We start from the raw sequence: 13,441 nt of genomic DNA on the forward strand, positions 1-13,441 counted from the left end.
GACCGTCAGCCATGACGCCGCAGGCACGTTGCTACTGGAGGCCGTTGAGGGTGCTGGCGGCCAGGCCCAGGACGGCGTCCCCGTCGCGGATGGCCTGCAGGACCTGGCGGTGTGTCGAGGAGCGGGCGGCCGCGGTGGTGTGTAGGGCTTTCAGGGTGTCGGCGTCGGGGACGCCGACTACGGTGGTCAGGCTTCCGTTCGGGTGGCGTGCCTGATGGTCGTCCATGGCCTGGCCGGCCAGGGTCCGCAGCTCGTGGAGGATGTCGGCCGTCGGCGCCTGGGCCCAGGGTGCTCCCCACTGGGGTTGTGCGGGGTCGTCGGCGACGGCCAGGGCGCGATTGATGGCGTCCAGCACCTGGCTGGAGACCTCGTCGTCGTCGGCGAACCGGGTGCGCACGTCGAGCAGCGCGCGGACGCCGCGTTCGGTCCACGGGTGGCGGCGTATCAGGTGGAGCCAGATGAGTGCCTGCTGGGTGCTGACCGGCTGGGGCTGGTAGCGCTCCCAGACGGCCCAGGCCTCGTTCCACCGGCGCAGGTTGTACAGGTCGCCGGTCTTGGCCCAGGCGAAGTCCTGGGCCGCCTCGTTGCTGCGGACGAAAGCGGGGGCGTCGGTGTCGGGGTTGGCGGTGAGGAGGTCGTTCAGGCCCATTTCGGCGTGCTCGCCGGCCATGGCCCAGTCTCGCATCCGGTAGGCATGGTCCAGAAGGTGCTGGCGCAGCCGCTGCCGAATCGTGCTCGGCAGGCCGGGGCGGGCCAGCAGGAGCAGGGCTCGCTGGACGAGGGCCTGATCGTCACCGCAGCGGCGCAGGACGTCCAGGGCTTTCAGCTCCAGGTTCAGGTCGGCGAAGCGGTCGGCCGCTTGCCGCAGCACGGTTGCGGCTTCGTGTGGCGTGCCGGCCTGTTCCAGGATGTCGGCGAGCTCCATGACGGCCAGGACGCTGGTGTGCTGGAGCGGGCGGAGTGTGCGGGCGGCCTGCGGCAGGTCGCCGAGCTGTGTGTGGGCCTTGGCGGCGAGCACGGCGTAGACGTCGGGTGGGATGGTGGCGGCTGCGCGGCGCTCCTCCAGCGCGGGGATGGGCCACTGGCCGGCCTGGGCGAGGTACTGGATGGCGATGAAGCGCTGGTCCTCGCTGGGCGCGTCGTCGAGTGCCGTGGTCCACAGGCGGCGCAGTTCCTGGGCCTGGGCGCCGCTGGCCTGGGCGCGGAAGGCGGCCATCTGGGCGGTGTACAACGGTGAGGCCGCCGCCGAGGCGGCGGCGAGCGCATCGCCCGTGTCGAGCTGGCCGGCCAAGTAGGCGCCGCGGGCGGCGAGCGCGGTCAGGCTGGCTGCCGCAGCTTCCCGTGGGGTTGCTTCGCCGTCGGGTGCCGGGAGAGCGACGGCCAGGGCCGCCTCGACGTCGGCCTGCAGCAGTCTCGCCTGCATCAGCACTTCGGCGGCGGTCTCGCTCGGCCCGTCCCAGCACCGGCGCGCTGCTCGGGCATCGGAAGCCAGCTGCAGGACCCGGCGCAGGTCCTGATCACGCCCCGGCGACAGGTGGGTATTCAGGCGGGCCAGGAGGGCTCGGGCGATCAGGATCTGCGCGGCCGAACTTCCGGGAGAACGCGACAGGGCGGCCTCGTAGTGGGTCAGCGCCCCGTCATAGTCGTTGCGTGCCGCGCACTGGTCGCCCAGGAACATGCGGGCTGTCGGCGACGTCCGCCAGGCGTCGATGTTGTGTGCGGACAGGCTCTGCGGCACCTCGGCCGGGCCTGGCCTGCCCCGGTGGGCGAGGATGGCCAGGCCGATGTCGGCGAGGATCTGCCCGCCCTCCAGATCGCGGGCCGCGCGCAGGGTCTGCTCGGCCTGCGGCAGACCGGCGTTCATTTCGAAGATTCCCGCGCTGGCCTGCCAGTGCCCCGGCGGCTGTGCGCCTGCTGCGGCCGCGCGGGCGAACGCGTCGGCGGCGCGCGCAGGCAGCTCGTGCTCGTTGGCGTAGCCGCCGATCGCGCACCAGACCTCGCGCTCGTCGGGCCCCTGCCACTTCGGGTTGGTCTTGGTTCGCCCGGTCAGCCAGTTGGGCGTGCGCTCCAGCAGAACCGCGCAGCAGGCGTCCGGGTCATGGCGGCCACCCGCGAGGGTGGCGGTGAGGCGCTCGACGGGCCTGCGGGCTTCCAGGTTGGTGCGGGGGACCTGGGCGTGCAGGCGCACCAGCGCGGTGACGGCCTCAGGCGGCAGGTGGCCAAGGTGGTCGTGGAAGGCAGTGAGCGCGGCGTCGCCGTAGACCCGCGGTGCGTCCGCGAGCCCGGCGAGCGTCTCCCGGGCACTGGCGTCGAGCACCTGGGCGGCCGGGACCTCGAGTTTCCAGTTCTCGCCCGCGGGCACGGCGGTGTCGGCGGTGACCTGCTGCCAGTACGCGCACCGGCGCTCGAGGTCGACGAGGACCACGATGATCGGGAAGTCGTGGTGCAGCCAGTACTGGTAGTGGTCGTCACCGAAGCGGAACCACCAGCCGGCCGACGATCGCTCATCGAACCAGCTCGGGCCGGACTTGACCTGGACGCCGAGGTGGCGGCCCCTGGTCTGTCCCTCGGTTACGACCTCGACATCGAAGTCCACCCCGAGATCAGTGTCGTGGATCTCCCGGGGAATCCAGGCGAAGGTTTCGAGGAACAGGTCCTGCACGATCGTGGCGCCCCGGCGCCCGGTGAACTCCGTGGTGGCAACCCGCACCGTGCACTCCTCCCACCGGTTTCACGTTCGGCTTCGTCCCGTGCCGACCGGATACCGCGGTGGTGCCACAAGGAGCTGAACGTCAGGTCAGCGTTCTACCAGTCACCGCCAGTCCCGTCCAACCTGACGTCAGCGGTAAGGCGTTGCCGCGAACAGCCAAACCCACGTTGCGGCCGCCCATTGACGAGGGAGACCGAGGAGGCCGAGCGGGACACCGCAAAGGTGGCTCAACTGCCACCCAAGATCATCAACGTTCAGCCTGAAGACCTTGGGACTCCTCGCTGGCATCGCCGGTCCGTGCCGGACGCGATCATGCTGCCTCACGAACAGTCCCAGTGGTGGTCCACCGGACGGTCCGGGCACAAGCGGCACTCGAAGATGTAGACGCCGCCCGCGTCCCCGAACATCACCTGGGCAGGACTGTGCGCCCCGCGGCCCCCGGTGGCATCCCGGCGTTCCTCGCCGGTCTCGCTGTCGCGGTCCTCCAGCGGAAGCCAGGTGCGGTACGACAGGCCGTCGTACTCCCAACTGCTCACCGTCAGGAGGTGGTCCATCGTCCGCCCGCAGGTCGGGCAGTCCGGCCAGCAGGGCTCCTGGGTCCAGCTCGGGTATCCACCGAGCTTGATCCCAGGGGCCTCGGCCAGGTGGTAGCTGTACCGCAGGCCGGTGCGGGCCTTCAGTTCCTCCATCCGGACGCGCAGCTCCTCGCCCAGTTCCTCCGGCATGTCCCAGCTCGGGTAGTCGACTACCGGCTCGGGGTGCAGGACGCACGGGGCCGGGATGCTGTCCTCGGGCGCGGTGCTGACGGTCGACGGCGCGGTGTCGAGGACCGGGCTGACCGAGTCGGAGCTGCGCCAGACCACCCTGGGCGTCGGCTCCGGGCAGAGGTCGACGATGAACGGGCACCAGAGCACCTGGAGCAGGTCGGTCCCGGCGGGGAAGTCGAGTTGGGGCACGTCCTGGCGGTGGATCTGGACGACGGACACCATCGGCACCGGCCCCTCCATGGCGGGCTTCCCCCACGCCCCCGGGTGGCTGATGCTCGGGCAGAGCGGCCACGGCTCATCTGCGGGCCACAACAGCGGCCCGCCGACCGAGCTCTCGGCCGGGGACGGACTGCCGGCGCGAGGGTGAAGGCGTATCGCGTCGCGGCGCAGCGGCACCAGTTCGGGGAAGAGCTGCTCCACGTCCACGGGGCGTTGCGGGGTCGTGCGGGTCATGGTCGTCTCCAGCGTGCGGTGTGTCGGGGCGCCTGGCCGGGCGGGCCGATAGGCGTGGAGTTGGTTCAGGGGAGGTACGGGTCGGCTCGCTCGCGCGGTCAGGGGATGAAGTGCGCTCCGAGCAGGCCTCGCCCGGCTTCTGCTGCGGCGCGCCAGACCGGGGGTACGCCGTCGAGAAGGGCGTCGATGTCTTCCCGGTCGCCTTCGGGGTAGAGGGCGGCGGTGAGGAGCTGCTCGGCTTGGCGTCGTGTGTGAGGGGTCCAGGTGAAGGCTCGTTCGACGGCGGGGAGGGTCTGGCGGACCTGTTCAGGGGTGAGGATGAGGTCTCCGAACCAGCCGGGTAGTTCAGCGTTGCGCTGGGGTCCGAGGGCGAAGGCCATGGCGGCTGCCGGGTAGCCCTTGCGGGTGGAAACCGCGAGGTGGGGCAGGGCCTTGTCGTAGCCGCGTTCCCATGCCTCGTAGACGAGGCAGATCCTCTCGTCCAGTGCGGACGGGGCCGCGGCGTCGAGGAACTGGTGCATGAACGCCTCTGTGCTGCCCTCCTGCTGCCACCACTGGAGAAGGTCCCTCGACTTGGGGAGTGCGGCTTCGGCCTCGATGGCCGGGGCCAGGTCTGTCCCGTATTGCGTGATGATGTCGGCGTGCACGGGTATCAGGCACCACATCCCCAAGAAGCTCACCGCGGCTCCCCTTCTCTCCTCGTGGTGGTGTGATGTTGGCATGCTGGCCTGACATCGGGTTGCCGCCCTCTTCCGAACCGCCTCACGGGCGCTCCAGGCAGCCATACGAACATCAGGCAGGGTGTCAGGACATTGGCTGTTCAGGGACGGTCTACGACCTGGGAATCCCCTTCACCTCAGTGGGAACGTCTCAACAACGGGGCATAGTGGTCGGGCCCAGAGGTAGCTCCGGCGGTAGAGCGGGAGAAGCATCCGCGGCGGCCACCATGACAGTCCCCAAGTAGCCGCCGCACCAGTCGCCTTGCCGTCTAGTCTGCGACCGCGCTCGTACTGTGCCGACTGTCGTTGGGTGCTGCTATCTGTGGCAGCGTGACCAGCGATGACAAGGGCTCCGTGCCGCAGAGGTTCAACGTCGTGCTCGGGCCGGAGAGCGGCCCGTACGCGTGCCCGTGCTGCGGCTACCTGACCCTGGAAACCCGCGGGGCGAACGAGACATGCCTCGTGTGCTACTGGGAGGACGACGGGCAGGACGAACACGACCGCGGCGAGGTCCGCGGCGCTCCGAACGGGACACTGAGCCTTGCCGAGGCACAACACAACTACGAGACGATCGGCGCCTGCGCACCTCAGTGGGCCAAGTACGTTCGCGCGCCCTTCCCCGAGGAACGGAAGTACAAGGACCCGGAGTACCGCTGGCTCTAGAAAGCTGGCGATCCCCCAGGGCCAGGGTCGCAGCTCGATGCTCCGGCCACTTCAGAGGCGGCGCAGGACCGCGACGACCTTGCCCAGGATGATGGCGTTGTCGCCGCTGATCGGCTCGAATGCCGGGTTGTGGGGCATCAGCCAGATCCGCCCCTGCTCGCGCTTGAGGCGCTTGACGGTGGCCTCGCCGTCGATCATCGCAGCCACGATGTCGCCGTTCTCGGCGACGGGCTGGCGGCGGACGACGACGGTGTCCCCGTCGGTGATGGCCGCCTCGACCATGGAGTCGCCGCGCACGGTGAGCGCGAACAGCTCGCCCTCGCCGACCAGCTGGCGAGGCAGCGGGAGGATGTCCTCGACTGTTTGCTCGGCCAGGATCGGACCGCCGGCGGCGATCCTACCCACCAGCGGCACGGGGATGGTCGCGCCGGTGTTCTCGGTGGTGTCGGTGAGTGCGGTCTGGCGGTCGGCCCACACGCGGTAGGCGCGGGGCCGGTGCGGGTCGCGGTACAGGAACCCCTTGCGTTCCAGCGCCTTGACCTGGTGGGCGACGGAGGAGGTGCTGGTCAGGCCGACGGCCTGGCCGATCTCGCGCATGGACGGCGGGTAGCCGCGGCGCTGGACGGAGTCGCGGATGACCTCGATCACCCGGCGCTGACGTTCGGTGAGGCCGTCGGCGTCGGTGCGCACGCCCTTGGGCCGGCCGCCGCGGGTGCGGGTCGTCGTGGTGTCGGCCATGGTGCCCTCTCGATCGTGCGGGTGTTGACTGTATCCGGCGTTTTGCGGGTCCGTCACCGGGCTTGCCGGTTTGCTGACCTCCTGGGATGACTGCTCGGGGGTCGCGCCGTGTCATCGGAAGTCGCGGCTGCGGGCGCCGGGGGCGAGGGTGAGCGGGACGAGGCGGGTGGCGACGAGGTTGGCGGCGCCGTCGCGGCGCTCCGCCGTGCCGTGGACGAGCAGGCCCGCTGACTGCAGGGCGGCACGGCGCTGGCGCTCCCATATGTGCGGCTGACAGATCACGTTGACCAGGCCTGTTTCGTCTTCGAGGCTGAGGAAGAGCACTCCGCCGGCCGTCGGCGGGCGCTGGCGGTGGGTGACGAGTCCGCCGACGGCGACGAGCGTGCCGGGGGCGGCGCCGGTTTTGAACGCGTCGGCGGTCAGGGCGCCGCAGCGTTCCAGGTGGGCGCGGGCGTGCTGGACGGGGTGTGCGGTGGCGGAGGTGCCGGTGGCCCACAGGTCCGCGATGGTCTCCTCGACGGCGGTCATCGGCGCGAGGTCAGGGGCGGTGAGGGCCGGGGCGGTGCCCGGGAGCATGCCCGCGCTGGTGCGGGCGAGCGGTGCGGCGGACCACAGGGCCTGGCGGCGGTTCACGCCGAGACTGGCGAAGGCGCCAGCGGTGGCGAGCGCTTCGAGGGCGGGTTCGGGCAGGTCGGTGCGGCGGGCGAAGTCCTCCAGATCGGTGTAGGGCTGGCCGGCGGCGATCGCCTCGGCCTGCTCATCACCGAGGCCGCGGACAGCCGCCAGGCCGAGGCGGATCGCGGGCTGGCCCTCTCCCCCGCCGCCGGGCGGCGCGGGTTCGAGGGTGGGCCGGGCCTGGCTGTGGTTGATGTCGGCGGCCAGCACCGTGACGCCGTGGCGTTTGGCGTCGGCGATCAGGGTGAGCGGGGAGTAGAAGCCCATCGGCTGGTTGGCCAGCAGCGCGCAGGTGAAGGCGGCTGGGTAGTGGAACTTGAGCCAGGCGCTCGCGTACACGAGCAGGGCGAAACTGGCGGCGTGGCTTTCGGGGAAGCCGTAGCCGGAGAAGGCGTCGATCTTGGCGTAGACGTCTTCGGCGATGTCCTGGGGGATGCCGCGTTCGGCCATGCCGGTGAGCAGGCGCTCGCGCAGCTCGGCGACCCGTTCGTGGGAGCGTTTGGCGCCCATGGCCTGACGCAGCTTGTCGGCTTCGGTGGGGGTGAATCCGGCGCAGTCGATGGCCAGTTGCATCATCTGTTCCTGGAACAACGGGACGCCGAGGGTCTTGGCGAGCGCGCGTTCCATGAGGGGATGGGGGATGACGGCCTTTTCGCGTCCGTTGCGGCGGTTGATGTAGGGGTGGACGGATCCGCCCTGGATCGGGCCGGGTCGGATGAGAGCGACCTGGACCACGAGGTCGTAGAAGCGGCGGGGTATGAGCCGGGGCAGGGCCGAGGCCTGGGCGCGGGACTCGACCTGGAACAGGCCGATGCTGTCGGCGCGGCAGAGCATCGCGTACACGTCGGGGTCGTCCGGCGGGATCGTGGCCAAGTCGAGGCGGCGGCCGTGGTGTTGGGCGATCAGGTCGCAGGCGTCGTGGAGGGCGGAGAGCATGCCGAGGCCGAGCAGGTCGATCTTGACCAGTCCGGCTTCGGCGCAGCCCTCCTTGTCCCACTGGAGCACGCTGCGGCCGGGCATGGTGGCCCACTCGGTGGGGCAGGTCTCGCTGATCGGCTCGCGGGTCAGCACCATGCCTCCGGAGTGGATGCCGAGGTGGCGGGGCAGGCCGCGCAGCTGGGTGGCGAGGTCGCGCACGTCGGCGGGGACCGGGGCGTCGGGGGGCGGCATGTCCCGCCAGGCGGTCTCCTTGCTGAAGCGGTCGAGGTCGCCGGGGGCGTAGCCGAGGGCGCGGGCGGCGTCGCGGATGGCCATGCGGGGCTGGTAGGTGATGATGTTGGCGACCTGGGCGGCGTGGTCGCGGCCGTAGCGCTCGTAGACGTACTGGATGGCCTCTTCGCGGCGTCGATTTTCGATGTCAAGGTCGATGTCCGGCGGCCCGTCCCGTTCGGGGCTGAGGAAGCGTTCGAAGAGCAGGCCGTAGTGGATCGGGTCGACGCTGGTGATGCCGAGGGCGTAGCAGACGGCGGAGTTGGCGGCCGAGCCGCGGCCCTGGCACCAGATGTCGGCCCGGCGGCAGAAGTCGACGATGTCGTGGACGATCAGGAAGTAGCCGGCGAGGTCGAGGTGCTCGATGACGTCGAGTTCGTAGGCTATCTGGCGGTGGGCCTTCTCGTTGTGGGGGTCGAAGCGGGTGGTGGCGGCGCGCTGGGTGAGGTGGCGCAGCCAGGTGGCCTCGGTGTGGCCGTCGGGGACCGGGTAGCCGGGCAGGCGGGGTGTGATGTCGCGGAAGTCGATGGCGCAGGCGCGGCCGAGGTTGACGGTTGCCTGTTGGACGCCCGGCCACGGGGCGAGGCGTGCGGCCATTTCGCTCGGGGAGCGCAGGTGGGCGGTGCCGGCCGCGGTGAGGTAGGGCTCGGCTTCGGCCAGGGAGCGGGACTGGCGCAGCGCGGCGAGGGTCTGGGCCAGGCGGGCCTGGGCGGGGGATGCGTGGTGGGCGGCGGTGGTGGCCACCAGGGTGAGGCCGGTGCGGCGGGCGAGGTCGGCGAGGGCTTCGTTGCGGTCGTCGTCGCCGGGCAGGTGGTGGTGGGTCAGCTCCACGTAGACGTTGTCGCTTCCGAAGCGCTCGGCCAGGGCGCGCAGTTCGCGCTCGGCCCCGGCTGGTCCTTCGGTTGCCAGGGCGCGGCGTACGGCGCCTTTGCGGCAGCCGGTCAGGATGGCCCACTGGTTGTTGTGGGTGTTGGCGAGGCGGTCGGTGTCGTAGCGGGGGCGGCGTTTGCCCTGGCCGGCGAGGTGGGCGTCGCCGATGGTCTTGGCGAGGCGGCGGTAGCCCTGGGGGCTGCGGGCGAGGACGAGGAGGTGTTCGCCGTCCTGGTCCGGGATGCCGGTGGGGGCGGTGGTGGCGTCCAGGGTCAGCTCGGCGCCGAAGACGGTGCGAAGGCCTGCGGCGCGGGCGGCGGTGGCGAGCGCGGGGGCGGCGTAGAGGCCGTCGTGGTCGGTGACGGCGATGGTCTCGACGCCGAGGCGGGCGGCTTCGGTGACCAGGTCGGCGGGGTCGCTGGCGCCGTCGAGGAAGCTGTAGGAGGAGTGGACGTGCAGCTCGGCCCAGGCCTGCCCGGCCATGCCGTGGGACAGCTGGGAAGCAGCCGCGTCCCTGTCGGTGGGTGTCTTGGCGGGGAACGGCACGACCGTGCGGTCGCCGTCTGCCGTGGGGGTGCCGGCGAGGCGGCGGTGCAGCTCGCTCCAGGGGGTGTGGGGGTGGCTGGTGAAGCCCATGACGGTGGTTCCGTTGTTCCGTGGTTCGTTGTTCCGCGGGCCGTGGTTGGTGTCCGGCGGGGCGCTCTGCCCGGGTGCTGGTCAGGTGTCGTAGTCGCCCTCGACGTGCCAGCGCCCGGCGGTGACGGCCAGCAGTAAAGCCCGGCCGTCGTGGGTGACGACCTGCATCCGTGCGGTGCGCCGCGCCTGCTCGGGGTCCCACCAGCGTTCGTGCTCGGGCCACGGCCCGGCCCAGGCGGCCACCTCGGCGTTGTCTCCGGGCAGCACCAGGCGCACCGGGGCGGCGCTGACCTCCGCTCGGGCGGTGACCTGGATGTCGTGGCCGTCGGCGTCCAGCAGTCGCACCGGCCGGGGCTTGTCGGGCACGTGGGTGGGGGACGGTGCGGGCAGCTGTCCGGGCCAGGGGCCGTCCGCGCGGCGCTCCTGGTGAGCGTCACCCCAGGGGGTGCGCACCACGCGGTCGCCGGGGGCGCGGCCGCCGGCGAGTTCGGCGGTGGCCGGTGCCGCGTGGCCGAGGATCGCCTGTACCCGGGCCACCGCCCGCTCCGCCCGCGCGGTGGCTTCCTGGTCGCCGTCCTGAAGGGAGAGCTGGCGGCCCGGGTCGCGCACCAGGCCGTCGGGCAGCAGGCGCAGGGCCACCACCCCGCCCGCCCGCTCGTCGAACACCGGGCGCCGCTGCCAGGCCTGCAACTGCCAGCGGACCCGCTCGGCCACCGCCCCCACCGACAGCACGCCCTCGTGCCGCCACGCCCGGGAGGCAGTGGTGCCGTCGGCGCACTCCACCTCGATCTCCACCCGCTCGCATGCCAGCCCGGCCCCCGCCAGGCGCGCGTGCAGGCGCTCCGCCAGGCCGCGGGCGGCGAAAACCAGCGGCTGCGCCAGCGTGGAGGGCTGCGCGAAGTGCTCCTCCACCGCCAGGTCCGTGCCGGGCGGCCGCGTCACGACCGGCCGCGCCTCAAGGCCGCGCGCCAGCCGGTGCGCCACCACCCCGCCGGCGCCGAAGCGGTCCGCGACGCTACCGGGCGCCAGCGCCGCGAACTGCCCGAGCGTCACGACCCCCAGCCGCAGCAGCAGGCCCGCCAGCCGGCCGTCGCCGAGCTCGGCCACCGGGTGCGCGGCCAGGAACCGGGCGCTGTCCCCCGGCGGGACGATCCGCTCGGCCCGCGCGGCCAGCTGCGCGGCGAACAGCCCGTCCGCGACGCCGACCCGGCACGGGTGACCGGCCGCCTCGACCGCATCCACGATCCGCTCGGCCAGGACGTCCTCACCGCCGTGGAAGCGCGCCGCACCCGCCGCAGCGACCGCCAGCAGACCCGGGCGCACGACCTCCAGGTGCGCGGCCAGCGCGCCGACCGCATCGGCGACCGGCTCGAACGCGGCCGCCTCCGCGTCTGGGTCCCGCTCGAACACCTCCAGTCCCTCCACCAGGGCCTGCGCCGAGCGCACCTTCTGTCCGCGCCGCACTCCCGCCGACCGCGCACCATCACTCGCCGCCACGATCCGGCCGCGCTCGACGACCGCCGCCAGCCGCTGCGGCTCCGGCTCACCACCGAGCACCGCGACCACCGGCCAGTCGGGCACCCACCCGACCAGCACCCGCGGCGCACCCTCACGTCCCGCCATCTCAGACCACCACCAGCGAACCGCGCCCAGCAGCCACCGACCGCACCGGCGCCTCGGACACCACGACCGGCGCCTCGGCGCTGCGGACCGCGCCCTGCTCCTCCGGCAGCCACAGCCCGACACGGCGCTCACGCGCCGCCGCACCACGCCCGCCGGCCACCACCACCATCCGCCGCGCCCGCAGCCGACCCCGCCCCCAGCCCGCTCCACACCCGCGACTCCACCCGCAGCCGCACCTGCGCCCCCGGCCACTCACTCCCCACCACCACCGCACACCCGCTGCGCCGCGCCACCGTGGCCAGGCGCTCGCGCTGCGGAGCGGACGGCGCCGCGCCGCGCAGCAGCAGGACGCCGACACCGTCAGCCAGTGCCAGGGCCACCTCCGCCTGCCTCTCACGCGGGGCCTCGACCACGACCAGGCGGCGCAGATCGACGCCGAGCTCGGCCGCCGCCAGCAGCCCCAGCCCCTCGAAGCCCACCGCGCCGCACCAGGTGCCGGCGGATGTGGCCGCAGCCGCGAGAGCGAGCAGCAGCGCGGTTCCGCCGCCGGTCACCGACACCACCGCGCCCGGGCGCAGCCCCCGCTCCGGCAGCAGCTCCTCCATCGCGGGCAGCACCGGCACCAGCGGCCCGGGACGGGACAGCTGGAGCTGGGGGGCGAGCGCGGCAAGAGTTGCTTCCACACCACCAGAATCGAGCACGCGTTCGAAAATGGGAAGTCCGAGCAAATCGGTCACTCGTTCGAACCAGTCGCATCACAGCAGGTCACGGCCGGTGATGGGCTACGCTCGGCGCGCCAGACCCCCACCGCTCGCATGCCCCGTGTCCTGTGCCACCGATCCTTGACCGATTGCCACTGAAGTTGGACCACTGGGCGGTTCGTGCCATCGAACCTTGACCGCCCTGGTCAGACCGGTTCCGGATCAGTCGACGGCTTCGTGCCGCCGGACGGCTCCGGGGATTCGCAGTCGATGGGGCCGAACTGCTCACCGATGTTGTTCCACATGAAGCCGTCCCGCCAGCCCGGCTTCGCGCCAGCCCAGCCGAGCAGCGCCCCGAGGACCTTCTCCGGGGAGATCGTCAGTGTCTGATAGTGCAGCTCAGCCACGCCGTCCCTGTATTCGAGCTGGAAGGTGTTGTTCTCGCGGAGCCGGACCTGGATGTACCAACTTCCGGGCTGCCTCTCGTCCACCCGCTCCAGGACCATGTGGGCGTTACCGCGCCGCAGGTTGGCCAGCATCGTCCCGATAGCCGGCTTGGACGGGCGTTTCACCACGTGGCCGCGCTCGTTGGTCGCAATCAGCATGGCCAGATCATCCAGCAAGGGGCTGACACCGCTCGGTGAGCCCTGACCAGGGCGGTCAAGGTTCGATGGCACGAACCGCCCAGTGGTCCAACTTGAGTGGCAATCGGTCAAGGATCGGTGGCACAGGACACCCCGGAGAGGAGCCGAACAACCCAATGGAGCCACTCCACCGCATCTGGCGGCCCCCCTTTCCCCTCGACCTCTCCGGGACCCTGGCCCCGCTGAACCGCGGCACCGGGGACCCCGTCTCCGCATGGGGCCCGGACGGAATGTGGCGTGCCTTCCGCACCCCATGCGGGAGCGGCACCCTGCACGTCACCGCCCGCCCCGCTGACAGCGAGGTCGTCGCCACCGCGTGGGGCGAGGGCGCCGACTGGCTCTTGGAGCGGCTGCCCGTCCTGCTCGGCGCGAACGACACCCCCCAGCAACTCGTCCTCGCGCCCGGACCGCTGCGCGAGGCCCAGCGCCGCAACCCCGGGCTACGCCTGCCGGCCACCGGACTCGTCCTCGACTCCCTGATCCTCGCGATACTGGAACAGAAAATCACGGTCCTCGAAGCAAGACGTGCCTGGAGAATCCTTCTGCGCCGCTACGGCGAGCCCGCCCCTGGCCCCCGCGCGGACCTGCGTGTCGCCCCATCAGCCCGGCAGTGGGCCCTGATCCCGTCCTGGGACTGGCACCGCGCGGGTGTGGACAGCAAGCGTGCTGACACCATCCAGCACGCGGTGCGGCTCGCACCCCGACTCGAAGAGGCCTCGGCCATGGCCAGCGCAGACGCCCACGCGCGGCTAATGACCGTGCCCGGCATCGGTATCTGGACCGCCGCCGAGACCCTCCAGCGCTCCAACGGCGACCCGGACGCGGTCTCCGTCGGCGACTACCACCTCGCCAACCACATCGGCCACTTCTTCACCGGACGCGCCCGCAGCACCGACGAGCAGATGCTCGAACTCCTCGCCCCCTACGCAGGCCCGCGCCACCGCGTCTGCACACTCGCCTTCCTCGCCGGCGCCAGCGCCCCCCGGTTCGGCCCCAGACTCACCCCCAACGACCACCGGCGCAGGTGAACGCG

11 protein-coding genes are annotated in these 13,441 nt (G+C 72.0%); 2 read left to right on the plus strand and 9 right to left on the minus strand.

Going from position 1 to position 13,441, the window contains the following annotated elements; translation table 11 throughout:
- Positions 1-31: 31 nt before the first annotated feature.
- From BOQ63_RS01340 to BOQ63_RS01350, 3 genes are all read right to left on the minus strand, one after another.
- The gene (locus BOQ63_RS01340) at positions 32-2,710 is read right to left on the minus strand and encodes a DUF4365 domain-containing protein (RefSeq protein ID WP_072653127.1); all 2,679 of its coding nucleotides are present in this window, start codon (positions 2,708-2,710) and stop codon (positions 32-34) included.
- Positions 2,711-3,030: 320 nt separating this feature from the next.
- The gene (locus BOQ63_RS01345) at positions 3,031-3,930 is read right to left on the minus strand and encodes a DUF1963 domain-containing protein (RefSeq protein WP_072653128.1); all 900 of its coding nucleotides are present in this window, start codon (positions 3,928-3,930) and stop codon (positions 3,031-3,033) included.
- A 98-nt stretch (positions 3,931-4,028) separates the two neighbouring features.
- Positions 4,029-4,610 (minus strand): hypothetical protein, encoded by a 582-nt coding sequence (locus BOQ63_RS01350; protein ID WP_072653129.1) that lies wholly within the window; start codon positions 4,608-4,610, stop codon positions 4,029-4,031.
- A 369-nt stretch (positions 4,611-4,979) separates the two neighbouring features.
- Here BOQ63_RS01350 and BOQ63_RS01355 point away from each other — a divergent pair, with 369 nt between their 5' ends.
- Complete coding sequence (locus tag BOQ63_RS01355) at positions 4,980-5,312, plus strand: CPCC family cysteine-rich protein (RefSeq protein WP_454129558.1); 333 nt, start codon at positions 4,980-4,982, stop codon at positions 5,310-5,312.
- 51 nt (positions 5,313-5,363) lie between these two features.
- On the opposite strand, the gene lexA is transcribed toward BOQ63_RS01355, so the two are convergent.
- From lexA to BOQ63_RS01385, 6 genes are all read right to left on the minus strand, one after another.
- Positions 5,364-6,050: a transcriptional repressor LexA gene (lexA, locus tag BOQ63_RS01360; protein WP_072653130.1), complete on the minus strand. Its 687-nt coding sequence runs from the start codon at positions 6,048-6,050 to the stop codon at positions 5,364-5,366.
- Positions 6,051-6,161: 111 nt separating this feature from the next.
- Positions 6,162-9,440 (minus strand): error-prone DNA polymerase, encoded by a 3,279-nt coding sequence (locus BOQ63_RS01365; RefSeq protein ID WP_079183331.1) that lies wholly within the window; start codon positions 9,438-9,440, stop codon positions 6,162-6,164.
- Between the two features lie 81 nt (positions 9,441-9,521).
- The gene (locus BOQ63_RS01370) at positions 9,522-11,063 is read right to left on the minus strand and encodes a DNA polymerase Y family protein (RefSeq protein ID WP_454129561.1); all 1,542 of its coding nucleotides are present in this window, start codon (positions 11,061-11,063) and stop codon (positions 9,522-9,524) included.
- A 1-nt stretch (position 11,064) separates the two neighbouring features.
- Positions 11,065-11,223: a hypothetical protein gene (locus BOQ63_RS01375; RefSeq protein ID WP_454129562.1), complete on the minus strand. Its 159-nt coding sequence runs from the start codon at positions 11,221-11,223 to the stop codon at positions 11,065-11,067.
- The gene (imuA', locus tag BOQ63_RS01380; protein ID WP_454129563.1) at positions 11,192-11,746 is read right to left on the minus strand and encodes a DnaE2-dependent mutagenesis accessory factor ImuA'; all 555 of its coding nucleotides are present in this window, start codon (positions 11,744-11,746) and stop codon (positions 11,192-11,194) included. The genes BOQ63_RS01375 and imuA' overlap by 32 nt, the downstream gene beginning before the upstream one ends.
- Before the next feature lie 224 nt (positions 11,747-11,970).
- Positions 11,971-12,369, minus strand: a complete 399-nt coding sequence (locus BOQ63_RS01385; RefSeq protein ID WP_072653133.1) for a hypothetical protein — start codon at positions 12,367-12,369, stop codon at positions 11,971-11,973.
- Between the two features lie 155 nt (positions 12,370-12,524).
- Between BOQ63_RS01385 and BOQ63_RS01390 the strand changes: the two genes are divergently transcribed.
- On the plus strand, positions 12,525-13,436 hold the full coding sequence (locus tag BOQ63_RS01390) for a DNA-3-methyladenine glycosylase family protein (protein ID WP_072653134.1): 912 nt from the start codon (positions 12,525-12,527) through the stop codon (positions 13,434-13,436).
- Positions 13,437-13,441 lie beyond the last annotated feature (5 nt).

The sequence above is a fragment of the Streptomyces viridifaciens genome, assembly GCF_001888885.2.
GTDB lineage: Bacteria > Actinomycetota > Actinomycetes > Streptomycetales > Streptomycetaceae > Kitasatospora > Kitasatospora aureofaciens.